The organism is Nostoc sp. (genome assembly GCF_036917975.1).
GTDB lineage: Bacteria > Cyanobacteriota > Cyanobacteriia > Cyanobacteriales > Nostocaceae > Nostoc.
This window is the reverse complement of record NZ_JBALEJ010000024.1, coordinates 379,954-404,027: the sequence shown is the minus strand read 5'-3', so window position 1 is coordinate 404,027 and position 24,074 is coordinate 379,954. Positions and strand designations below refer to the sequence as shown.

23 protein-coding genes are annotated in these 24,074 nt (G+C 42.7%); 6 read left to right on the top strand and 17 right to left on the bottom strand.

Going from position 1 to position 24,074, the window contains the following annotated elements; genetic code table 11:
- Nucleotides 1-26: 26 nt before the first annotated feature.
- From V7K76_RS10260 to petM, 6 genes are all read right to left on the bottom strand, one after another.
- Nucleotides 27-254, bottom strand: a complete 228-nt coding sequence (locus tag V7K76_RS10260; protein ID WP_334776552.1) for a DUF2949 domain-containing protein — start codon at nt 252-254, stop codon at nt 27-29.
- 509 nt (nt 255-763) lie between these two features.
- Nucleotides 764-1,270: a DUF192 domain-containing protein gene (locus V7K76_RS10255; RefSeq protein ID WP_334776551.1), complete on the bottom strand. Its 507-nt coding sequence runs from the start codon at nt 1,268-1,270 to the stop codon at nt 764-766.
- Nucleotides 1,271-1,375: 105 nt separating this feature from the next.
- Complete coding sequence (gene nblR, locus V7K76_RS10250; protein WP_334776549.1) at nt 1,376-2,062, bottom strand: response regulator transcription factor NblR; 687 nt, start codon at nt 2,060-2,062, stop codon at nt 1,376-1,378.
- Nucleotides 2,063-2,430: 368 nt separating this feature from the next.
- Nucleotides 2,431-3,348, bottom strand: coding sequence for an NAD(+) kinase (locus tag V7K76_RS10245; RefSeq protein ID WP_334776548.1), 918 nt, complete (start codon nt 3,346-3,348; stop codon nt 2,431-2,433).
- A 131-nt stretch (nt 3,349-3,479) separates the two neighbouring features.
- Entirely contained in the window at nt 3,480-4,478 is a 999-nt protein-coding gene (locus tag V7K76_RS10240; protein ID WP_334776547.1) for an SDR family oxidoreductase, read from the bottom strand.
- A gap of 226 nt (nt 4,479-4,704) precedes the next feature.
- On the bottom strand, nt 4,705-4,809 hold the full coding sequence (gene petM / locus V7K76_RS10235; protein WP_292849136.1) for a cytochrome b6-f complex subunit PetM: 105 nt from the start codon (nt 4,807-4,809) through the stop codon (nt 4,705-4,707).
- A 205-nt stretch (nt 4,810-5,014) separates the two neighbouring features.
- Here petM and pdxA point away from each other — a divergent pair, with 205 nt between their 5' ends.
- Together pdxA and V7K76_RS10225 are read left to right on the top strand one after the other, a co-directional pair.
- On the top strand, nt 5,015-6,127 hold the full coding sequence (gene pdxA / locus V7K76_RS10230; protein ID WP_334776546.1) for a 4-hydroxythreonine-4-phosphate dehydrogenase PdxA: 1,113 nt from the start codon (nt 5,015-5,017) through the stop codon (nt 6,125-6,127).
- 93 nt (nt 6,128-6,220) lie between these two features.
- Nucleotides 6,221-6,454 carry a hypothetical protein gene (locus tag V7K76_RS10225; RefSeq protein WP_334776545.1) on the top strand — a complete coding sequence of 78 codons (234 nt, stop codon included), beginning with the start codon at nt 6,221-6,223 and terminating at the stop codon, nt 6,452-6,454.
- A gap of 521 nt (nt 6,455-6,975) precedes the next feature.
- Here the strand turns inward: V7K76_RS10225 and V7K76_RS10220 are convergent.
- A complete protein-coding gene (locus V7K76_RS10220; protein WP_334776543.1) occupies nt 6,976-7,695 on the bottom strand; it encodes a response regulator transcription factor in 720 nt (239 codons plus the stop codon).
- A 1-nt stretch (nt 7,696) separates the two neighbouring features.
- Between V7K76_RS10220 and V7K76_RS10215 the strand changes: the two genes are divergently transcribed.
- The 3 genes from V7K76_RS10215 (at nt 7,697) to V7K76_RS10205 (ending at nt 10,751) form a co-directional block, all read left to right on the top strand.
- Nucleotides 7,697-7,900 carry a hypothetical protein gene (locus tag V7K76_RS10215; protein ID WP_334776542.1) on the top strand — a complete coding sequence of 68 codons (204 nt, stop codon included), beginning with the start codon at nt 7,697-7,699 and terminating at the stop codon, nt 7,898-7,900.
- 1,135 nt (nt 7,901-9,035) lie between these two features.
- The gene (locus V7K76_RS10210) at nt 9,036-9,779 is read left to right on the top strand and encodes a tetratricopeptide repeat protein (RefSeq protein ID WP_334776541.1); all 744 of its coding nucleotides are present in this window, start codon (nt 9,036-9,038) and stop codon (nt 9,777-9,779) included.
- Between the two features lie 78 nt (nt 9,780-9,857).
- On the top strand, nt 9,858-10,751 hold the full coding sequence (locus V7K76_RS10205; RefSeq protein ID WP_334776539.1) for an SDR family oxidoreductase: 894 nt from the start codon (nt 9,858-9,860) through the stop codon (nt 10,749-10,751).
- A gap of 3 nt (nt 10,752-10,754) precedes the next feature.
- Here the strand turns inward: V7K76_RS10205 and gcvP are convergent, their stop codons facing one another.
- The 3 genes from gcvP to gcvT form a co-directional block, all read right to left on the bottom strand.
- Nucleotides 10,755-13,733, bottom strand: coding sequence for an aminomethyl-transferring glycine dehydrogenase (gene gcvP, locus V7K76_RS10200; protein ID WP_334776537.1), 2,979 nt, complete (start codon nt 13,731-13,733; stop codon nt 10,755-10,757).
- 248 nt (nt 13,734-13,981) lie between these two features.
- Nucleotides 13,982-14,371: a glycine cleavage system protein GcvH gene (gene gcvH, locus V7K76_RS10195; protein ID WP_179065104.1), complete on the bottom strand. Its 390-nt coding sequence runs from the start codon at nt 14,369-14,371 to the stop codon at nt 13,982-13,984.
- 124 nt (nt 14,372-14,495) lie between these two features.
- Entirely contained in the window at nt 14,496-15,632 is a 1,137-nt protein-coding gene (gcvT, locus tag V7K76_RS10190) for a glycine cleavage system aminomethyltransferase GcvT (protein ID WP_334776536.1), read from the bottom strand.
- A 190-nt stretch (nt 15,633-15,822) separates the two neighbouring features.
- On the opposite strand from gcvT, the gene V7K76_RS10185 reads away from it, so the two are divergent.
- Nucleotides 15,823-16,320 carry a pentapeptide repeat-containing protein gene (locus V7K76_RS10185; RefSeq protein ID WP_334776535.1) on the top strand — a complete coding sequence of 166 codons (498 nt, stop codon included), beginning with the start codon at nt 15,823-15,825 and terminating at the stop codon, nt 16,318-16,320.
- Between the two features lie 204 nt (nt 16,321-16,524).
- Here V7K76_RS10185 and V7K76_RS10180 read toward each other — a convergent pair whose 3' ends face one another.
- The 7 genes from V7K76_RS10180 to V7K76_RS10150 form a co-directional block, all read right to left on the bottom strand.
- Nucleotides 16,525-16,692 carry a type II toxin-antitoxin system HicB family antitoxin gene (locus V7K76_RS10180; RefSeq protein ID WP_334699671.1) on the bottom strand — a complete coding sequence of 56 codons (168 nt, stop codon included), beginning with the start codon at nt 16,690-16,692 and terminating at the stop codon, nt 16,525-16,527.
- A 51-nt stretch (nt 16,693-16,743) separates the two neighbouring features.
- Nucleotides 16,744-18,570, bottom strand: a complete 1,827-nt coding sequence (locus tag V7K76_RS10175; protein ID WP_334776534.1) for a tetratricopeptide repeat protein — start codon at nt 18,568-18,570, stop codon at nt 16,744-16,746.
- Nucleotides 18,560-18,814: a UPF0175 family protein gene (locus tag V7K76_RS10170; protein ID WP_334776532.1), complete on the bottom strand. Its 255-nt coding sequence runs from the start codon at nt 18,812-18,814 to the stop codon at nt 18,560-18,562. The genes V7K76_RS10175 and V7K76_RS10170 overlap by 11 nt, the downstream gene beginning before the upstream one ends.
- Before the next feature lie 172 nt (nt 18,815-18,986).
- Nucleotides 18,987-21,071 carry a tetratricopeptide repeat protein gene (locus V7K76_RS10165; protein ID WP_334776531.1) on the bottom strand — a complete coding sequence of 695 codons (2,085 nt, stop codon included), beginning with the start codon at nt 21,069-21,071 and terminating at the stop codon, nt 18,987-18,989.
- Between the two features lie 51 nt (nt 21,072-21,122).
- Nucleotides 21,123-21,500 (bottom strand): hypothetical protein, encoded by a 378-nt coding sequence (locus V7K76_RS10160; protein ID WP_334776530.1) that lies wholly within the window; start codon nt 21,498-21,500, stop codon nt 21,123-21,125.
- 140 nt (nt 21,501-21,640) lie between these two features.
- On the bottom strand, nt 21,641-21,961 hold the full coding sequence (locus V7K76_RS10155) for a hypothetical protein (protein ID WP_334776529.1): 321 nt from the start codon (nt 21,959-21,961) through the stop codon (nt 21,641-21,643).
- Between the two features lie 81 nt (nt 21,962-22,042).
- Nucleotides 22,043-24,001: an FHA domain-containing protein gene (locus tag V7K76_RS10150; protein WP_335029756.1), complete on the bottom strand. Its 1,959-nt coding sequence runs from the start codon at nt 23,999-24,001 to the stop codon at nt 22,043-22,045.
- Between the last annotated feature and the right edge of the window lie 73 nt (nt 24,002-24,074).

Genomic DNA, 24,074 nt, shown 5'->3' with positions numbered 1-24,074 from the left:
ATCCAAAATCCAAAATTGGATATGAATTATGCTGTCTCCAGCCAATCATAAATTTGTTCTAATTGGTCTAAAGTAATTAACCCATACTGCCAAAGAATCATCGCCAAAGGGCCTGGGTCTTGCTCCCGATGCCGAAGCGCCACTGCTAGTGATGCTGTGGAAATTGCCAAATCTTCTTGCAAAAAATGAATCAGTCGAGAATATTTTGATGGTGACATTTGTATCTCACCTCCTTGTGTAGAATGTATTGTCATATATCAGTTCACCATTGCTCGGTAGACAGTAGCCAGTATTTCATCTGTCACTGTGCCGTCATCGGCCATACACCCCAGCACAGTTTTTTTTGATCTGCCTTTAAGATAGGCTTTTCATAGAGGGTTTAAGAAATAGGAATTTTCTTACAAATCATCTGCCGATTCTCAAGCAGTATTTTTACTTAATTCAATTGGCTTCATCTTATTTACTTTTGCGCTTTATTTAATTACACAGGTAGTAACAAAGATTCCATAGCCTATACTCTCTTATTGGCGACTATTTGCACTTACGCCCAAGGGAATATTTTTGCAACCCAACCTAAGACTACGATTTTAGGTTGGAGACAGTAGAATTTTACATTATTACCAGAGTTTTTAAATAGTAGCGTTACAAGTGACTGTTTTACCACATCAAGTGACATTTTTTACAGAAAAAACATATATTTCAACCGTATAGGTTCTTAACCGGGTAATTACCCAAATTTTTATACCCGCAAAGTACCGGAGGCTCAAAACTCAATTTTGATAATATCACCTACTTTCAACTTCAATTCGGCAGCTCTTCCAGAGCGAAGTTCAATCACCTTATCGACTGGTGTCCTGGGGCCGTAGGTAGGACAAGGATCACTTGCACAAGGAGGTGTAGCAGCCTGAATATATTTAACTACACCCTTATGTAGAAATACTATATCCAATGGCATAGGTGTATTCTTCATCCAGAAACTAACTGGTTGTGCTGAAGGGAAAGGAAATAGCATTCCCCGGTCATCTGGCAAAGCTGGTCGATACATCAAACCCATCTCTTGCTGTTCTGGTGTCTGCGCTACCTCTAATTTAATCGTTGTGCCATTAGGAACAATGGCTTTGGCAGAAATTGGTAGTGTTTGACCTAAACTCACTGGTGCTGGAGTTTGAGAAGCAGAGGTGGGGCTGGGAGGTTTAGCTGTTGTTGGTGCGGAACAGCCCATCAGGAAAAGACTCAGCAACATCGAGAGCAAACTTAGCCGACGAGTCATATAGTTTTTCGATTTTGTGATTTAGACTTCAATTTTACAGTGTTGTCGGCAGAAAAACCCCTTGGCTGGGAGGCAACAAGGTAGCTAGACTTCCGCTACAGTATACTAGGATTCTCTTAAAACGTACCCTACACCGCGCACTGTTTGAATGAGGCGCTTTTGACCTTCATCTTCGATTTTTAGCCGCAAGTAACGGATGTACACTTCAATTACATTCGACTCACCCAGAAAGTCGTAACCCCAAACATTCTCTAAAATTTGTTCGCGGGTTAATACTTCACGGGGATGTTCCATTAAGAATTTTAATAGTTCAAATTCCTTCATTGTCAAGTCAATTGGTCGTCCGTTGTGTATGGCGCGGCGAGTTGCTATGTCTAAAATTAAATCCCCAAAGCGTAATTGCTCGGTGGTATCCACATCGGGTTTTAAGTAGAGGCGAATCAACTTCAAAAAGTCTTCTGAGCGATAAGGCTTGAGGATGTAATCATCCGCTCCAGCTTCTAGACAAGCTACCCGATCGTCAACTGTATCCCTTGCCATTAAAATCAATACAGGCGATCGCATACCAGTGCTTCTCAGATTTTTGCACAATGAGAGTCCTGATTCTCCTGCTAGCATCCGGTCTAAAACAATTAAAGCAGGTTGGCGATCGCGACAGTGTTGTAAACCACTAGCTGCATCATGAGCCACAACTGATTCATAGCCGGCTTCTTGCAAATCGCAAGCAAGCTGATTTGCAAGGCTCTCATCGGTTTCAATCACCAAAACAGAGGGACTTTGAGCAACTGTCATAACAATTTGGGATATTGGATTTGGGATTGTAAAGATATTCCAGTGAAAATCTTTACATCAGTTATAAAGTGCAAATACGAGTTTTTCGTGATGGAACAATCTGATTTGACGCGCAGCTAAGAATCTTTTAGCACGTTCAGGTATCAGCAATCGAATTTTTGGATGCAATCTTAATAACTAGGGGATTGGGGATTGGGTACTAGGTACTAGGGATTGGGTATTGGAATTAAGAGAGAGACGATAGGTGACAGAGAATAATCTTTACCCTGTAGCCCGTTTACCAGCCCCCAGTCCCCAGTCCCCAGTCCCCAGTCCCCAGTCCCCAGTCCCCAGTCCCCAGTCCCCAGTCCCCAATCCCCACCCAATCCCTACGGCAACTCTACCGAAGTTGGTTTGGCGATATGTGGCAAACCCCAACCTAATTTTTCTCGCAAAATTCGGAAAAACTCAGGCGGTTGCAGGCGAATAAATCTGGCACTATATTGCGATCGCTCCATATATACCCGATCTTCTGGTAGGATGTAGCATCCACCATTGCCATCTACCACCATCACCAGCCGAGGGATATTGACTGGGTAGATATTGACCGATTCACTATCTGGAAATACCAATGCTCTAGAAGCTAGGGAATGGGGACAAATGGGTACTAGCTGTAAAACAGGTACGCCGGGAGTCACCACTGGGCCACCAGCACTCAATGAATAAGCTGTAGAACCAGTAGGTGTAGAAACAATCACACCATCCGCAGCAATATCTACTGGCGCATGGCGTCCTATGGCAATTTCAAAATGGCACATAGAGGTCAAAGGTTCCCGATGCAGCACCATTTCATTTAAGCAGAGGGCTTCCCATAGTACTGAATCTCCCCGAAATACTTTGACGTTGAGCATGGCTCGTTCTTCAATTTCATACTCGCCTGCCATCGCCTGTTCTAGTGCTTGGGGCAATTGATTCAGAAAAGTTTCGGTCAAAAATCCCATGTGGCCAGTATTCACTGTTAGTAGTGGAATACCACAGGGAGCTACCTGACGAGACGCTGCTAAAACAGTGCCGTCTCCCCCTAATACCACTGCAAACTTCATATCTGAGTCAAAACCAGGGGGCGTTAGACCGTCAATGGGAGTGTGGCATACAGGACTTTCCGGGTTAGGGTAGCCCAATATCCCACCGATACTCGATGTGATACATACATTCCAACCGGCTGCGGTTAGCTTGTCTTTCAACTCGATAGCGACACGGCCTGCTATCGGTTTAACGTCATTGTAGATAATGCCTGCTTTCGGCACACTCAAATATCCAAATTTAGGCGATGCTTTGTATTCTGTAATCCTTACACATTTTTGGTCATGTAGTCATTAATCTAGAGTCAAATATCCAGAGTCTAGAATTTTACGACTAAATGTCTGTTTTGCAACGATTATTGGCTATTGGCTTTTGAAGACTGTTTAAAAGGAGTTTTTTTAGGTTTCTGCTTTTTATTTTTATTTTTCTGGTAGTCTACCTCTTTGAGCTTCTTCATGATTCGGCTGAAGTACTCTTGTAGATAGCTTTCTAGAGTTGTGGTTTGTTGCTGATCTAAACCAAACACTGTGTAAACTTCATCCATTGCAGCATTTAACTGTTTACCACTAGCTAATACTTCTGTAAATGCTAGCCTGTCTGCTACGTTCCATCCCCACTGGAAGAATCGCATTATGCCCCGCACAGCACGCAGCAAGTTTATTGGCATCCGCGTTACTCTAGCATCTTTTCCAGATAAGCGTTCGCATAGGTTGATGATTTCTTCTGCACTCCATGCACGAGTACCGACTACAGGAAAAGTTTGGTTTTCCGTTTCTGGTACACTCAATGCTCGGATTGCAAACTTAGCAATGTCCTGAGTGTCCATATAGGCAATGGGTGAAGAATTACCTGTTACCCAAACTGGCTGTCCTTCTAAAATGGGAATCCCGTACTGACCGATTAACCCTTGCATAAACCCAGCTAGCCGCAAGATAGTGTAATTTAAGCCTGACTCAGCTAGGAAGACTTCTGTACATCGCTTAATTTCCATAAGCGGCACTTCTGGGTATTTATCAGCATCTAAAATTGAAAAGAAGACAAAACGCTCTACACCCGCAGCTTTTGCAGCTTGAATCAATGCTACTTTGCCTTCCCAGTCCACTTGTTTGATACTCAGTGAGTCTGTAGGGCGAGATGTTGACGCATCTATAACTTGGGTTACGCCAACTAAAGCTTGGGCTAGGCTTTCGGGGTAACGCAAATTTCCGGGTACGAGTTCTGCACCCCACTCTTTGAGAAAAGCTGCTTTTTTACTGCTGCGGACAAGGCAGCGCACTTTATATCCCTCATCGATAGCACGACGAGCCACTTGTCTTCCTAAGGTGCCAGTGGCACCGACGATTAATAATGTCATGAGGGTTGTAATAAATTTTAATGTTTTATGAAAAGAATGTTATCAGAATAACCTATGCGAACAAAAGTTTACATATTTTCTCAGAAAATCTATTCATTTAGATAGACTCATGAAAAAATAGCTGTCCGGTTAACGGACAAGCTTTTTTCTCATTTCGACGAAAAAGGGAGGGGGGAGAATAAAATAACTCCTAACTCCTAACTCAGCACTCAGCACTCAGCACTAATTACTCTTCTCCGCCCTGAATTTTCAGTAACAATGCGCCTAATGCCCAGCCTACGAAAATTAGACTAAAAGATAATAGAGCTGCATTCAAAAGTTCGCCGCCCATTGGTGTGATTCTCCTTATGCAAAGTGGTGTGTAAACTAGGTCTACCAGAAGCTTTTCAACAGTTGCTAGGATTAGACCTGTGTAAACAATTTTAAACTAGTTTAGCAAGTAATCCCTACTGGCTTGGGGGGCAATCCCTACTGTTGGAAGAGTGGGAGATGGGGAAATTGGGAAAATTTGATGATAATAATTATGAAGAAAATTTATGTATCAAAATAATCAAGTTAATTTAATAAACTCTGTCAAAGAAAATCGTCCGCGTTTGGTGCTGACACTGGGAGATCCGGCGGGGATTGGGCCGGAGGTGATTTTGAAAGCTTTAGCAGATCAGGAAATTAGTCAAAAATATGACGTTGCAGTGGTGGGTAACAGGGATTTGCTGGCAGAGACTTATCGCAAACTGAATTTAACTGAGAATTTAGCACCTTTGGCAAATCCAGATGATTTGTCAGTCTGCGATGTCCAGTTGGATGAGAAAATTCAAGGTGAAGTTATCCCAGGAATAGGTAATGCGGCCAGTGGTGCGGCCAGTTTTGCCTATATGGAATATGCGATCGCTCAAACACTCGCTGGTAAATTTGATGCTATTGTCACAGGGCCCATCGCTAAATCTGCTTGGAAAGCCGCAGGCTATAATTACCCAGGGCAAACGGAACTTTTGGCGCAAAAGTCAGGTGTTGACCGTTTTGGGATGTTATTCGTAGCGCGATCGCCCCATACTGGTTGGACACTCCGCGCAATACTAGCTACCACACATATTCCCCTACGTCAAGTAGCCGATGTATTGACACCGCAGTTGTTGACGCAAAAACTAGATTTGCTGGTGGAGTGTTTGGAGAAAGATTTTGGTATATATAGAGGGAGAATTGCGATCGCCGGGTTAAATCCTCACAGTGGCGAACAGGGACAACTTGGGCATGAAGAACAGGATTGGTTAATTCCCTGGTTAGAGCAAGAGCGGCAAAACCGACCACAATTACAGTTAGATGGGCCAATACCGCCAGATACGATGTGGGTTATACCTGGTCAAGCTTGGTATGGAAATTCTTTAGTACAAAATCCTGCTGATGGCTACTTGGCGCTTTACCACGACCAAGGCTTAATTCCTGTGAAGCTGATGGCGTTTGATCGAGCGGTTAATACTTCTATTGGTCTTCCTTTCGTTCGGACTTCACCAGATCATGGAACAGCTTTTGATATTGCGGGTAAGGGAATTGCTGATGCTACAAGTATGAAAGCAGCAATACATTTAGCGGCTGAGTTGGTTAGTCAAAGATTGGCGGTCAATACGATTCCGTTAAGGCAAGAGACGCGATAAATCGCCGTCTTTACAAGAATCAGTCCTTTGTAGAGACGGCGATTTATCGCGTCTTTGTGATCTAGAGTTTTCTTCTATAGGAGTAGTTAAGTTATGCAGTCAGTGAACACAGAAACTCAATATGTTGTTTGCATTAACAACAAAGATTATCCTGCTTCTTTAGAAATTCGGAAAATTTATCAGACTGTTTCTGATTCTGATGCTGTTAAACACCAAATGATTAGAGTTATTGATGAATCAGGTGAAGACTATTTATATCCTAGCAATTATTTCGTATTGATTGAATTACCAAAAGCGGTTGCAGAAGCTTTTTATCTGGTTAGTTAAAATTTAATTATTCGTTTCAATAACTCTAAAATATATTTCAAAAAATAGCTGTTCTTCATCACCAAAGCTGCCTTGAATCATATTGTGCCAGCTATTCCTGTGTCATTAATCCGAAATATGAACACTGGAGCATTTGGGTGCTGCTGACGAGACTTATTTATAGCAGTTAATTCGTCTTTATCAGTAAAATAGTTTTCACTCTCCGGTTCCACAGCTACATACCAGTTGTAGTGAGTTTTGATTAACTCTGGTTGAACTCGGTCAAAAATAACTTTGCAGCGTTGGTAAAATGCATCTTATTGAGCTTTCCATTGAGCTTTTTTTTCTTCTGACCATTGAATATCAGGAAATATTCTTCCCCGACGAACTGTGCGACTAGACTTTGGATTAGTCATTGTTATTTTTCTCTATCTATTTATAACTTTAATACGCTTTTTTATCTCCATTAATAGATAATGCTGCAAGTACTCATTAATTACGAATTACGAATTACGTAGCTTGTTTATCGCCGGAGGCGAGTATTACGAATTAGTAATCTCATCGGGTGCTTCAAACTTGTAACCATAGCCCCGTACAGTTTTAATAAACTCCGGTACGCTGGTATCGACTTCCATCTTCTTACGCAACTGACCAATATGCACATCAACCACCCGTCCATCTCCTATGTAGTCGCAACCCCAGATTTTTTGGATTAATTGTGGGCGACTCCAAGCTTGATTAGGATGACTTGCTAAAAAATGTAAGATATTAAATTCCAGCGCTGTTAAAGCCAGAGGTTTATCGTTAAGTGTTACCTCTCGACCCTCTGGATTAATTGCTAACTGCTTGAAAACGATCCGTTGTGTTGGCGAGGGGTTGATGTAGCGTATCCGCCTCAAAAGAGCTTCGACTCTAACTTCAACTTCTGCAAGACTAAATGGTTTAGTCATGAAGTCATCAGCACCCGCGCTTAAGATTTTAATTTTATCAGCCTCATCAGTCCTACTAGTCAGTATCAGCACTAAAACATTAGTACGACTCTGCATTTCTTGGCAGAGGCTATAACCAGTAACATCTGGCAAATTCCAATCCAGAATTACTAAAGCTGGGTTAAATTGCTCAAACAACGATAAAGCAGTCTTACCATCTGCTGCTGACTCTATTTGATATTTCCGACTTAAAAAACGATAGACGAGATTTCGCACGCCGAAGTCGTCATCAACAATCAGAATTTTGGGAGTCGTATCGGAAATCATAACCATAATGCTGCCTATTGTGGATTCTGCAATTCGCTGTTATGCCAGTTTGGCTTTACGTGCTTTTGTTGAGAGTGTATTCACGCGCGTCTCTGCTGAGTGCGATCGCTACTGTAGTATTTGTGTACAATTAATTTTCCATGAAGTTTATAAAAACTTCAGCCATTATAATGCTGATAAAATGTATGACTGTTGTATGATTTTTGTATAATCTTGAATTTATTTTGTATGGCTGTAAAGGTTGACACTTAGATTTAAGTATAATTATAAACTATCTCTGTAACCGCAAATAGTCTAAAGACACATCCAAAAGCGACGGTAATTACTACAACTTTAAAAAAGCAACATAATTTTCTGAATAATTAAGTTAAGTTTCTACAAAGGCTCACAAACTAACTTATCAGCCAATCTGAATTTTCAAGGTATCTGGAAAATCTCTCTCCTAAAAGGGGCTAGGTTTTTCGTGGGCTTTTCCATAGGACGTGAAAAGTTAGATCGGTCAATCTAGATTTTCAGCTAGCAAGTATGTTTTCTTGAAGAAAATCTACCCTAAACCTCGTCTACCTTGAAAACCGTAGTTTTGTAGGTTGGGTGCAGCGATAGCGTAACCCAACATGAATAAGGTAGTAGTAATGTTGGGTTGCGTTTCACTCCATCCAACCTACATAAATATATCCTTTAAAAAACTCTAGGTTTCAACATAGATGAGGTTTAGTGTTATACCATTTTAGATTTTCGATCCATCGAAGTTGCGGCTATTTTAAATGGGTGGTTTATTTATGCCGTATTGTACTAGTACAATACGGCAAAAGTAAAAAGGCAAAAGTAAAAAGAAGGAATGCTTATTTTGTAAGCTTTCTGGGTATTTTAAATGGTTGGTTTATTTACGCCGTGTTGTACTAGTTTGTATATCTTAAAAATCTAGAAATCTCTAGAAATCTCTAGAAATATTGTAGGTTGGGCAACATGAGCGCCCGAATTATGTAACTCTTAATTTTTCTTAGTCCACGGAAGTTGACTAAGTTTTGTGTAGTAGCGAATTCTATGACTCTGTTGGCGAATTGCGATTGTCAAGCTTCTCGCCCCATAAATTGCAGTTTACATGAATTTGCCAACAGTCTCATTCTATTCGCCCAATACTTTTAAAACATCCTCTAAGTGATTGCTTTGTGTGTATCTAATATGATAGTGTAATCTACGCTTGATTTTCATAAAAATCTCTGCATGCGCCAACAAAGCTCTTTCTCAAAAGAAAAGTAAATTAATGGCTAAAAACTAGTGTATTTTGATAATACTCAAAAAACAAGCAGATTTTAACATCATTTAACAACTTTTGTAGGTACAGCATGGTTTTTCGGCACTGCTTCGTTGCATCTAACATGATAGTTTTTTTAGCATTTGGTTGTAGTAGTGGGGCAAATTCATCGATAGAAAATACTACACAAGTTGTTCAAGAAAGTAATGTAACCCAACTTTTCATAGAAGCGAAGGCTACGCAAAAGGCAGAAGATTTCTTTCATCAAGGCAATCATTTATTAGATGGACAACGTTATCAAGATGCCATAAAAGCTTATGACAAAGCGATCGCCATCAAAGTTGAAAATCCTGAAGCTTGGATTAACCGTGGCATAGCCTTAACATCGTTGCAACGCTACCAAGATGCTCTTGTATCTTACGACAAAGCGATCGCCATCAAACCCGACAAATATGAAGCTTGGTATAATCGCGGCATCGCCCTAACATCGTTGCAACGCTACCAAGATGCTCTTGTATCTTACGACAAAGCGATCGCTACCAAACCTAACAAATATGAAGCCTTAATTAACCGAGGCATAGCTCTGGCAAAGCTGCACCGCTACCAAGATGCGATCGCATCTTATAATAGAGCGATCGCCATTAAGCCGGATTTGCACCAAGCATATTACAACAAAGCTTGCTCTTATGCTTTACAAAGCAATCTGGAATTAGCAATTGAGAATCTAGACAAAGCAATCAAGCTTGTTCCTGATAAATACAAGAAATTAGCAAAAACTGACCCCGATTTTAGCAAAGTGCGTAGTGAAAAGCAGTTTCAGAAATTACTACAATAGTATTTTATTATCACTACTCAGTGTAGAATATAAGCCTAACAAGATTTTTTTCGTGATGCTAGCGGTTTACGAGTAGACATGAAAAAATTGTTAATCACCGGAGCAAGTGGTTTTTTAGGATGGCATCTTTGCCAGCTAGCAAAAGAAGAATGGGAGATTTATGGCACTTATTTATCCCATCCCTTAGAGATTCCTGAGATGAAAATGTTAAAAGCAAACTTAACAAATTTTCAGGAATTGAAACGTATATTTAATGATGTCAAACCAACGGCAGTTATTCATACTGCTGCACATTCGCAACCAAATTTTTGTCAAACCAACCCCAAAGAATCGCACGCAATTAATGTGATAGCATCCTGCAATATTGCCGGACTGTGTGCAGATAATTCGATTCCTTGTGCTTTTACCTCAACTGACTTAGTTTTTGATGGCTTAAATGCCCCATATCAAGAAACAGATGCCGTGTGCCCTGTCAATCTTTACGGTGAGCAAAAGGCGATCGCAGAAGCAGATATGCTAGAAAGATATCCGATGACCGCAGTGTGTCGAATGCCGTTGATGTTTGGTGCGGCAACACCGACAGCTAAAAGCTTTATTCAGCCATTTATTCAGACTTTACAAGCTGAAGAAGAACTAAGTTTATTTATAGATGAATTTCGTACACCAGTAAGTGGAACAACTGCCGCCAAAGGACTTTTATTAGCATTAGAGAAAGTGAACGGCATCATTCACTTAGGTGGCAAAGAGCGGATTTCGCGTTATGATTTTGGACAGATATTAGTGGAAGTATTTCAGCTTCCTAGCACTGGTCTTAAATCCTGCCGACAACAAGATGTGAAAATAGCAGCACCTAGACCAGCAGATGTTTCTTTAGATAGTTCCAAAGCTTTTGCGTTGGGGTATCAGCCTTTATCTGTAAAGGAAGAATTAGAAGAATTAGAAGAGTTAGAAATTAAGATTCCTAACTCCTAACTCCTAACTCCTCACTTTATTTTGATAAGCATCCATTGGCAGACATGAGCAAACAAAATTCCTGTCACCAAAGGCTGCATCAATGCGACCAACAGCAGGCCAGAATTTATACTCACGAGTCCAAGGCGCAGGATAAGCAGCTTGTTCACGAGAATAAGGATGCTGCCATTCTCCAGTGATGAGACTTTCGGCAGTGTGCGGTGCGTTCTTCAAAACATTATTTTGGATATCCACCTTACCTGATTCTATTTCGGCAATTTCTTGGCGAATAGAAATCAACGCATCACAGAAACGATCTAGCTCTTGTTTAGATTCACTTTCTGTAGGTTCCACCATGATTGTACCCCCTACAGGCCAGGAGACAGTCGGCGCATGGAAACCATAATCCATGAGACGCTTGGCAACATCATCGATTTCGATCGCAGCTGATTTTTTGAGCGATCGCAAATCTAAAATACATTCATGGGCAACTAGACCATTTTTTCCTTGATACAAAACCGGATAATACGATTCCAGTTTCTTAGCAATGTAGTTAGCGTTCAGAATCGCCACCTTCGTTGCATGGGTTAAACCATCTGCACCCATCATGGCAATGTACATCCAAGAAATCACCAAGATACTCGCACTACCCCAAGGCGCAGCCGCCACAGCACCAATATGCTGGGTACTGGGGATTGGGGATTGGGTATTGGGAGTTTCCTCTTTCCTAGTCCCCAGTCCCCAGTCCCCAATCCCTACCACAGCATGTCCAGGTAGGAATGGTACCAGATGAGATGCAACCCCAATGGGCCCCATACCAGGGCCACCGCCACCATGAGGAATACAGAAAGTTTTGTGCAGATTCAAGTGACAGACATCCGCGCCAATATCTCCAGGACGACAAATTCCCACTTGGGCATTCATATTTGCCCCATCCATGTAAACTTGTCCACCGTGACTGTGGACAACAGCGCAGATTTCCTGAATTGGTTCCTCAAAGACACCGTGAGTTGAGGGATATGTCACCATTAAGGCAGCTAATTCATTACTATGTTTTTCTGCCTTACTCTTCAGGTCATCAACGTCAATATTACCTTGTGAGTCACAGGCAACAGCCACCACCTTCATCCCGCACATCACCGCACTTGCTGGGTTTGTCCCGTGTGCCGAAGTGGGAATCAAACAAACGTTGCGGTGTGCTTCGCCCCGATTTTCGTGATACTGACGAATCACTAAAAGTCCCGCATACTCGCCCTGAGAACCAGCATTTGGTTGTAGAGAAATTCCCGCAAAACCAGTAATTTCAGCTAACCATGCCTCAAGTTGCTGGAATAGGATTTGATAACCTTGTGTTTGCGATGCCGGGGCAAATGGATGAATCTTGCCAAATTTCTCCCAAGTTACCGGAATCATTTCAGCAGTCGCATTCAACTTCATTGTGCAAGAACCCAAGGGAATCATCGACGTAGTTAACGACAAGTCCTTGCTTTCTAGCTTGTGCAGATAACGCAATAACTCCGTTTCTGAGTGATAGCGGTTAAAGACTGGGTGAGTGAGATAGGTACTGGTGCGCGAGAGAGGGAGATGAGAGGATGAGGAAGAAGTTAATTCTTCTAAAGTGAAGGGTAAATCATCTGTACCAGCAAAAATCTGCCAGAGGTCGATTAAGTCTTCTGGTGTAGTTGTTTCATCCAGCGAGATACCAACAGTAGTTGCATCAAAAACCCGTAGGTTAATTTGAAGCTGTTCGCTAGCTGCCAGAATATCTTTTAAATTTTGTTTTCCCAGTTCTACTCGCAGCGTATCAAAGAAATCTTTGGAACTGATGCTATACCCCAAACGCTTCAGTCCTTCCGCCAATAACACTGTCAAAGAGTGGATATTTTCGGCAATTTGCTTAAGTCCAGCAGGTCCATGATAGACCGCGTACATACTCGCCATTACCGCCAGTAGCACCTGTGCAGTACAAATATTACTAGTTGCTTTTTCGCGGCGGATGTGCTGTTCGCGGGTTTGCAAGGCGAGACGTAATGCAGGCTTACCTTGAGCATCTTTTGATACTCCCACAATTCGCCCTGGAACCAGCCGCTTATACTCTTCTTTCGTAGCAAAGTATGCCGCATGAGGGCCCCCAAAGCCCAAGGGAATACCGAATCTCTGAGTGCTACCAACAGCAATATCAGCGCCAAATTCCCCAGGAGGGGTTAGCAAAGTTAAACTTAAAGGATCTGCTGCTACCGTCACCAATGCACCCTTAGCATGGGCTTTTTCTATAAAAGCGCGGTAGTCGAAAATGGTGCCATCACTTGCAGGGTATTGCAGAACAGCCCCAAAAATTGGTTGATCGAAATCAAATGTTTGATGATCGCCGACAATGATCTTAATCCCTAATGGTTTAGCACGTGTTTGCAACACATCAATAGTTTGGGGATGACAGTCACGAGAGACAAAATAGGCATCTGCGTGATTTTTGGAGACACCATAGCTTAGGCTCATCGCTTCTGCTGCTGCTGTGGCTTCATCAAGTAAGGAAGCATTGGCAATTTCTAAACCTGTGAGGTCGATAATCAGGGTTTGGAAATTCAGCAGCGCTTCTAGTCGCCCTTGGGCAATTTCTGGCTGATAGGGAGTGTAGGCAGTATACCAACCAGGGTTTTCTAGAATGTTACGCCCGATCACAGGAGGGGTAATACTGTCGTAATATCCCATACCAATGTATGAACGGAAAACCTGATTTTTGGCTGCAACTTTTTTTAATGATACCAGTGCTGCATACTCACTTTCTGCTGCTGGTAACTTTAGCGGTTGCTTCAGCCTGATTGACTGTGGAACTGTTTGGTCAATTAGGGCATCCAGGCTAGGAAACCCCAAAACTTTCAGCATTTGGTGGATGCCATCAGTGTTAGGGCCAATGTGTCTTGGCACAAAACTACTTAACTTTTGACTTTTTTCGTCCAGCACTTGCTGCTCATTAGACTTGAGAATAGGGGCGTGTGATACCACAAATTACTCTCCAGATGGTACTATTTCATATTTTGCAATAAATACTGATGAGAAGTAGGTGTAACTTTTCAGTTTATCTAAATTTCATGACTTATTCTCGGGTGGAGTGGAAAGAGGCAGGGGGCAGGGAGCAGGGAGCAAGGGGGATAGAAAAGAGGCAAGGGAGCAGGGAGCGGGGAGAGTTGGGGAGAAGAATTTGTAGTTTTTCCCCCTGCCCCCTGCCCCCTGCCCCCCTGCTCCCTTACTCCCTACTCCCCTTCTACCAGTGCGCGATACTGAGCCGCTGTCAAGTCGTCGTCAACTTCACCAGGATCATCGACGCGCACTTTCAAGAACCATCCTTCGCCGTAGGGGTCATCTGACACTTGTTCGGGATCGTCAATCAAAGCATCATTACGTTCTATGACTGTGCCGGTCACTGGTGAATTCAGTTCTTCAACGGCTTTCACTGATTCAATTGTGCCAATTTTATCTCCCTTGCTAATAGCTTCGCCGATATCTGGCAGTTCTAAAAACACGATATCACCCAATTCATGTACGGCAAACTCAGTAATGCCAATGGTGGCAATTTCACCATCTAGTCGCACGTATTCATGAGAATCTAGGTATTTGAAATCTTCAGGATATTCAAAAGACATATCACTTCCTCTCCCTTATTAAAAAATTATTGCCTTGATAGTCATCCAAGCCATATCTGGTAATGAACCTTAGTGTAGATTGAATAACTCACAACACATTATTCCTCAAAAACCTTGGCGCTTGTTAGTTGGCAACACGATTTTTTGACCGATAGAAGGGACGTTTAACCACAACTGCTGGATAAGCTTTGCCGCGAATCTCAACTTCTAGCTGTTGACCGATACCTGCTAGCTTGGTAGGAACGTAAGCTAAGGCAACGGGATAACCCAGTGTTGGCGACAGAGTGCCACTGGTAACTTCTCCCACAACTTTACCTGCGGATAACACTTGATAGCCGTGACGGGCAATGTTACGTCCTTGAGTTTGCAAACCGACTAATCGGCGCTGCACTCCAGTAGCTTTTTGTTGTGCTAAAACTTCCCGACCAATAAAATCGCCTTTGGTATCTAAGTGAACTAGCCACCCTAAACCTGCTTCTAAAGGTGTGGTGATGTCATCGATATCTTGTCCGTAAAGTGCCATCGCCGCTTCTAGGCGCAGAGTATCTCTCGCGCCTAGTCCACAGGGAATAACACCAGCTTTATGGAGACTTTGCCACAATGCTATCCCCACATCTGGGTCTACCATCACCTCAAAGCCATCTTCTCCTGTGTAACCTGTGCGGGCTAAGAAAGCAGGTTTACCTAGTAGGGTTGCTTCCAAATGTCCAAAGGCTTTGATTGGTTGTAAGTCTTCTTGGACTAATGGCTGGAGATATTTAATCGCTTTTGGCCCTTGAACGGCGATTAAGACTTTATCTGGTGAAAGGTCTTGGAATTGCAACTTATCTAGGTCAAGGTGTTGCAATAGCCATGCTTTATCTTTACTGGAGGTTGCCGCATTAACTATGATGAATGCTTTCTGTATCCCAGTGGTGTCTTCACCTTGATAATAAACAATGATGTCGTCAATAATTCCGGCTTGGGGATTTAACAATACGGTGTATTGTGCTTGACCAGCTTGCAAACGACTCAAGTCGGAAGGTACTAGTGGCTGGAGTTGGGAAATCAGATTTTTACCTTGGAGGGTAAATTTGCCCATGTGGGAAATATCGAACATTCCGGCTGTATTTCTGACAGCCTCGTGTTCGCGGCTAATTCCACTAAATTGCACGGGCATTTCCCAGCCGCCAAAGCTGGTAAAGCGGGCTTTGAGTTCTACACCCAATTGATATAAAGGGGTTCGCGCCAGGGATTGGGCGTTGTCTTCTTGATTAGCCACGGGTAATTATTTTGCGATCGCACCTCAACATCTATCATCCTACGAGAGATTAGGGAAGAGATGACAGGGGACGGTTGATAGGAAATAATCTCTACCCTGTAACCTGTACCCTATTCCCTTGTCCCCTTTGTCCCCTTCTGTGAGGTTTAATAGTTAAGGTGAAAGTGTTGAGATTTATTAAGAAGACATTATGAAATATTGGCAACTGTTAGCTAGCTTTATTTTAGCTATGGTTCTTTTTTTGTTTCCTCTATCGGCACAAGCTGCAAGTTCTTCCAGTATTACCCGTTCTGTGGGGAATGATGAACTTAAGAGCAAGGATTACTCTGGTCAAAGTTTAATTGGTACTGAGTTTACCAATCTCAAATTAGAGAATGCTAATTTTAGCAATGCTGACTTACGTGGTGGCGTGTTTAACGGTAGCGTATTGGAGGGAGTAAATCTGCATGGTGCTGATTTTAGTGAAGGCATAGCCTATCTGACAAGGTTTAAGAATGCTGATTTAAGTGATGCTGTGTTGACCGATGCCATGATGCTGCGTTCTACTTTTGATGGCGTGGATATCACGGGTACTGATTTTACAAATGCAATTTTAGATGGGGTTCAAGTGAAAAAGCTTTGTGTTAAGGCAAGTGGTGTAAATTCTAAAACTGGCGTGGATACTCGCAAGTCTTTAGGATGTAAGTAAATTTTCACCCCTCTTCATCAATCAAGAAGAGGGGAATATTATACGCCTGATGTGAATTAAAAATGTCCCTTGTCCCATAAGGATTTTGAGGGTAGGTCAAAATTAAAGTGTTTTAAACCATTGACGAGATGACAAGGGTTTCACAAGTTAATTCACATTAGACGTATTATTTTAAACTGTTGAGGATGTAGAGAGCGATCGCGTTTACAATAACTCTAAAAAGCTTGGCTCAAGAAAAAGTTCTATTGCTTCTTGGATATTTTCTAGTGCTTCTTCAATAGTTTCTCCTTCACTGATACAGCCTGGAAGTGAGGGAACATAGACGGTGTATCCGCCTTCATCACTGGGTTCTAATAGGACTTTTATCTTCATGCTGGAGCTTTGTAACTACTTTTTTTATTTTGAATTACTTTTAGGCGATCGCTAATGATATGCTGCTTCTCTTAAACAGCTTGTATAATTTTCCCGAATTGTCATCGTCGTAGGATGACTTACACCTAAAGTTCGTTCACAAATTTTCAAAGCTTTCTCAAATAAGGGTTTGGCTTTCCTATAGCGTCTTGCATAACGGTAGAGTGCTGCGAGATTATTCATGCTAATGGCAACATCAGGATGGTTGTCTCCCAGTAGGCGTTTACTCAGTTCTAAAGCTTTCTGATACAAGGGTTCAGCTTTGGTATGGCGTCCGGTAGATTCGTAGAGTTGTGCTAAATTATTTAGGCTAGTGGCAACATCGATATGTTCTTGTCCCAGCAGGCGTTTTCTCAGTTTTAAAGCTTGCTCAAGCAAGGGTTCGGCTTCGCTGTAGCGTCTTGTATAACAGTATAATGCTGCTAAATTGTTCAGACTTGTGGCAACATGGGGATGTTCTTCTCCCAGCAGGCGTTTCCACAGTTCTAAAGCTTGCTGATACAAAAGTTCGGCTTTGGTATAGCGTCCTTTAGATTCGTAGATTAATGCTAAATAGCTGAGGCTAGTGGCGACATCAATATGTTCTTCTCCTAGCAAGCGTTTTCTCAGTTCTAAAGCTTGTTCAAGCAAGGGTTCGGCTTCGTTGTAGCGTCCCGTAGATTCGTAGAGTCCTGCTAAATTGCTGAGGCTAGTGGCGACAATATGTTCTAACCCAAGACAATTTTGAGTCAGTTCTACACACTGTTGCAACCAAGGTTCTGCTTGCTGATAAAGTCCTTGACCTTGATAAAACCAGGCTAATTTAGTAAACAGAGTAATGAGATTTTCATCGCCGACATACTGGGATAGGTGGGTTGCAACTTCTGTAATGTGCGGGATATGTGGAGTCAGGTTGAGAATATCTTCAGGGTTAGGCTGTTGCGGAATTAACTTTGCTACCTCTAACATCATGGCGGCAAATTTAGTTTTTGCTTCATCCGCCTCACTTGACTTATCCAACTTCATTTGGATAAGTTGCCGAATCTCTGGATTGAGACGATAAATTCCTTGACTTTTCTGTTGTAGCAAATGCAATTCCAGTAAATCGGCTATGGCTTTCTCGTTGAGTTCTTGTTTTTTGTCATCTTCTATCGTCTCAATAGATAAGGGAATGTCAGCTAAGGCACACAAACTTAGCAAACAGCCAAAGCTTTGGGCATTTTCATCCAATTTTTCCCAACTCAATTCAAAAGCTTCAGCTACACCATATTCAGAAGGCATCAATGAATTAGCATTGACTACTGGTTCTTGTTCCACTCGTTTATTCTCTAGCCGCGTCAGCAATGTTTCCAGAGATACATCTGGTTTTTTATCCAGATATCCTCTCACTAACTCTAACGCTAATGACAATATGTAAGCGTGAGAATCGAACCGCAGAGGCGCAGAGGACACGGAGGAAGAGGTAAGAAGGAGCGATCGCACTTTGAGGTTAGAATTGATGGCGAAGCCTCCGGTTCCGATAGTAGTAATACCTAATGCTTGACCACAACGCCGTGCGGCTCTATCGTCAACAATAGCGGCAAAGTCGGAATTTTTTAGTGCCAAACTCAATACTTGTGATTCTCCCTTTCCCAAATCCCAAGCTGCTACAACAGGAGCAATAGCATTAACTTCTACTGTTTGTATCCAAGAAATACTGGTTAATTGTGTTGACGCGACATCATCTTTTGTTGTGACTTCTTCAAAAACACCTAATGGAACTAAAATTTCTGTAAATAATTGTGGAAGTAATTTTGCTTGTTTACTTTTTAATAGAACAATCAAAGGTGAAGAGTTAATAATTACACGATTAATCGACATTTGCCATTTCCTGGGCTAACTCTTGGGCAGTATATTGCATAAAATCTACTTGGTAGCGTGATAAGGCATTAATAAATTCAGCACGAGTTAGCCCAGCAATTTCTGCTGCTTTGGCTTGTGAAATGTCACCTAATTCATACCATTTAACTGCTGCGGCAATTCGCATTTCTTGGATAAATTCTTCAGGATTTTTACGAAGTGCTGAAAATACTGTTTCTGGTAATTGGATTGGTACTGTTCGCATAATTTTATCCTCAAATTTGGCGTTTGGAATTTGAAACCGCAAAGCGATGTCTACGACGGGCTATGCCTACGCTCTATTCTTTACTGTACTTTGATTATGAGGGGAAGATCGCTGCTAAAATTTGAACTACAACTGTTGTGTGGCATCCATTTTGTGAGAAAGGGTGCGATCGTTAGCGATATGCTTCTCTTAAAAAAATGGCATAATTTGCCCTTATTGTCATTGTATTGGGATGACCTACACCTAAAGTACGTTCACAAATTGCCAAAGCTTGCTGATACAGGGGTTCGGCTTCGCTATAGCGTCCTGTAGAACCGTAGAGTTCTGCGAGATTGTTCAGGGTAGTGGCGACATCGGGATGGTTGTCTCCCAGTAAGCGCTTCCATAATTCCAAAGCTTGCTGATATAGGGGTTCGGCTTCGCTGTTGCGTCCTGTAGATTCGTAGAGTCCTGCGAGATTGTTCAGGGTAGTGGCGACTTTGGGATGGTTATCTCCGAGTAAGCGTTTTCTCAGTTCCAAAGCTTGCTGATACAAGGGTTCAGCTTCGCTGTAGCGTCCTGTAGATTTGTAGAGTAATGCAAGATTGTTTAGAGTAGTGGCGACATCGGGATGGTTATCTCCGAGTAAGTGTTTTCTCAGTTCCAAAGCTTGTTGATAGAGGGGTTCGGCTTCGCTGTAGCGTCCTGTAGATTCGTAGAGTCCTGCGAGACTGTTCAGGCTAGTAGCGACATCAGGATGGTTGTCTCCCAGTAAGCGTTTTCTCAGTTCCAAAGCCTGCTGATACAGGGGTTCGGCTTCGCTGTAGCGTCCTGTAGATTCGTAGAGTCCTGCGAGATTGTTCAGAGTAGTGGCGACATCGGGATGGTTATCTCCCAGTAAGCGTTTGTTCAGTTCCAAAGCCTGCTGATACAGGGGTTCAGCTTCGCTGTAGCATCCTGTATAACCGTAGAGTTCTGCAAGATTGTTCAGGCTAGCGGCGACATGGGGATGTTCTAAACTAAGATGATTTTCAGCTACCTTTACACATTGCTGTAACCAAGGTTCTGCTTGCTGATAAAATCCTTGACCTTTATAAAATCTGCCTAAGCTTGTGAAAGGCACAATTAAATCCTCATCGCTGAGATATTGGGATAGCTGGGTTGCAACTTCTGCAAGGTGGGAGATAAAGGGAGTGAGGTTTAAAATATCTTCAAGGTTAGGCTGTTCAGAAATTTGGTTTGCCACCTCTACCATCTGCGCGACAAAAGCAGTTTTTGCCTTATCAACCTCAGTTGACTCATCCAACTTTATTTGGAAAAATTGCCGAATCAGTGGATGTAGACGATAAATTCCCTCTCCTTTGCGCTGGAGTAAATGCAGATTCAGCAAAGTATCGTCTCTAATTTCCTCTAAATCTTCTGCATCTTCATCTGGTAAACACTGTTCTACCAACTTCCAAGGTATGGGTGCGGCTGCAAATAAACTCAATAAACAGCCCAGTTGTTTATCGTCGTCCTTTAATTCTTGCCAACTCAACTCAAAGGCTGCTAACACACCTCGTTGTGCTGTCATGTCAGCTTCCGACTTAGATTTAGAGAGGGAACGCTCATCTAATCGCTTGTTCTCCAACCGTAGCAACATTTCTGGTAAAGATAAATCCTGTTTCCGCGCCAGATAGCGCCCGACTAATTCCACACCTAAAGGTAAATATCCTAGCCACTCACACAACTGATTAGCTACAGCTAATTCTTGCTCAATTCGCCTCGGTGTTTCTTTGAGTAAAGACCTTAATAACTCCAGCGCCGCCTCTGGTTGCAGCACATCTAAAGATAACTGTGCGATGCGTCCCAACTTCTGGCGCGTAGTCATCAGCACTTTAAACCGAGAAGGTAGCGACTGAAAGTAAGGCCTAACTTGCTCGTAGTCGCTGACATCATCCAACACTAGCAGCACATCACCTTCACGCCAACGCCGCCAGCAATATTGCACTTGGGCGAGTAAATCTAAATTTTCTGGTGGGTTTAAATCAAGCTGCGTTCTAGCAAACTGTACAACTTGAATGCCCACATCCCCAGTTTTTGGTAGCAACCAGCAAAGCCCACCGTTATATGTTTCGCGGCGTTTGATGGCATATTGTAAGGCGAGTTCTGTTTTACCAACTCCACCCATGCCGGCGATCACAGCAATGGCTACTTGTTTATTATCCTGCAAAAGTTGGTGAAGATTTTGCAATTCCTCTTGACGCCCGACAAACTCCAGTACCCCAGTCAGGGGCAAATTTTGCGGTATTTCAGTAGAGACTATCGATTCCCTTTCGGGCGACTGTAGTCAGAAGTTTAAGGTGTTACCAGAAATGGTATTAGTTCCACCTTTGATATTTATTCCCTGCCAATTTTCAATAATAGTGTTCGTCAGTTGAGGTTGTGCCTCATTAGCTACAACTTCCACAGCTTGAGCAATTTCAGGGTCTTTTTTTGCCGCTTCCTCTACTTGCTGCCCAATGAGATAAGCTTGACCATAATCTAAAGGTTGTGTTTTAGACTGTTCGATAACCTTCGCCGTGCTAGGTTCCTTGCGTTTCAGCAAAACTAACAACTTTTCGCCTTCGTTCCAAGCCTTTTCGCCGATGATTTCACCAGTTTTTTCAAAGGCTTTGGTGATGACTAAAGTTGCGATCGCAACTGCTGTCAGTGATACTGGCTCCATAAGTCTGCCAAAATACACGAGATTTTACTTATGGTTCTCAGTCTACAGTCTCTAAATAGTTAATAGTGAGCAAATAACAGAAAAAATTATAAAAAATACAGCCGGGATGAAGTTTCTAACGGCCGATTTTATTCATAATATCAGAGAACAAGAATTCTGCGTAGGCGTAGCCCGTCGTAGACATCGCCAATTAAACCTCTGAACCTCAACGTTGCGCCTTTTATCCTCGACGTTGCACCTTTTATCCTCAACGTTGCGTCTTTTATCCTCAACGTTGCACTTTTTATCCTCGAAGTTGCACCTTTTTTCCTCAACGTTGAGCTTTTTATCCTTGACGTTGAGCCTTTTATCCTCGAAGTTGCACCTTTTATCCTCGAAGTTGCGCTTTTTATCCTCAACATTGCACCTTTTATCCTCGAAGTTGCGCTTTTTATCCTCAACGTTGCACCTTTTATCCTCAATGTTGGGATTTGCTACTCAAAACAGCCAGATAAATACTCTATCCCCCCTGCTCCCTGCCTCCTGCCTTCTGCCCCCTAATACTAAGGTGACTGATTTAACACCCACTTCAACCACTGCCTAAAGGAACTTACAACATTCAACTTTTGAACTCCAGTAGCACGGGCGGCGGCGAGTCCATCAACGGCGACTAATGCGGCGTATTGCAAGCCCAAAAAACTATCAACTGCTGCATAAGGGCCACCTAAAGTAATCGCCCCAGCCGCATACATTTGACCTCTATCACTACGCATTTCTACTAATTCAAAATTGTTCGCTACAGTCAATCGCCCCAGATGATTCACTGGGAGATTGTAATGTTTCACCAAATCTGCTAAGAGGGGATTGGTATCTACCTTGGCATCCAGTCCAGTAGCATCAACAATAAAGTCAGCGAGTAATTTCATTTCCCCAAAGCTTTGCTCTCGGATACTGGTAATAGTCCGGTTTTGGGCATCTCGTTCCACATCCAGCACCTCACCGAAGGTAATTTGATACCAACCTTCGCTTAACCCTTGGGCAGTAATTTGCTGCCAGTCTTGGCGGTCGGCGGTGGTAGTTCCACCCCAGTCTGCTAGTAAACGTTTGCGTTCATCGGGACTAGCTTTTTCTAACATTGCCCGGAGTTCGCCGCCCCAACAGGCTTTCGGCCAGTTAAAGGGTTGAAATTCATAATGATTTTTGACTAGGCGCGTGGCTTTTTGAAATTTGTTACCTTGGGGTTTAGGCGATCGCATTAAATGCAAAACTGCAATATTCCGATTTCGTTTTCTGGCTTCATAAATCCGTTGCACAATCCGCGAAGCCACAATCCCCCGTCCCCGAATCAATACCGTACCACCATGTTGCTCTAGTTGTTCATAAACATGATCATGAGCTTCATAAGCATTGACCACAGATTTAAAATCTTGATATTTTTCCCTATAAGCTTGCAAATCTGGGAGAAACTGAATTGCTGGATACCCAGTAGCTAAATGTAAATAACGACTAACTAAAAAAGCATAATTTCCAGGGCCGCGAGAATAGGCTACGCAATATCTGCCATCATCAGTTTTGCGAATTCCTCTAACTCGCCCATAGCGATAAATTTGATTCCAGCCAATACGCTTTGTCTCCCTATCTATGGAATCAAAGACGTTACCCGCACGGGGAGTATAAGTTTCGGCAAATGTTGGTTCAGCAAACACTTGCCACAAATACTTGAATGCTGACTTTATCTCTCCCTTGGCTAAGTCTCCCCAAGCTTCACGCAAGGCATAACTAGGCCAGCCCCAAATATTATCAGGACAAGAGTCAGAATTAGAACGCAGTCTTTCATATAAGGGAATTTGCGAATTCAAACAGAGGCGCTTGTAACGGGCATAAGGTTCTGCCTCTAATCCCAAAGCCACAATTTTGTCGGCACGTACACCACTAATTCGCAGCAAATCAGCCCATAAAAAGCTACCCAATCCCGCCCCGATCGCGAGATAATCAGATTCATCTACTGGCAATCCAGTAGCATGAAGTGGTTGCACAGCGACCTTTTGTGCTTGAAATGCCAATGGCGGGAAATTACTTGTCAAAGGCGTTAGCGGCTGGACTACAGGCAAGCTGGGGTCTGGAAGATTGGTATTTGCGTTAAAGCGAATCGTTGAAGGGGGGCTAGTATCTGGTGCGGAGGCATTAGCAACAAATGTCACCGTTATTAAATAAGGGCCAATTTGCAACGTATCGCCATTCGCCAGGACACTCCGCGTTTGTGGTTGACCATTGACATAGACACCGTTAACACTGCCTTGGTCAATCACTACTAAATGGTCTTGTTCCCACTCAATTAGGGCATGGTAGCGAGAAACTTCGTTACTGTTAAGCAGCATCCGAGAAACGCGCACTCCCTGAAGTTCAGCAGGTAAACGAGCGAATTCTCGACCAAAAGCGATCGGTATATTTAACCTTGGTTCTCGCCGTTCACCTGTCGCTGGTTCTTCCCAACTCAATTGGATTTGTAAGTCATTTGTCATTTGTCATTGGTCATTTGTCATTGGGCATGGAAAAAACTCTTCTCCAGTCTCTACTTGTCACTCCTAACTCCTA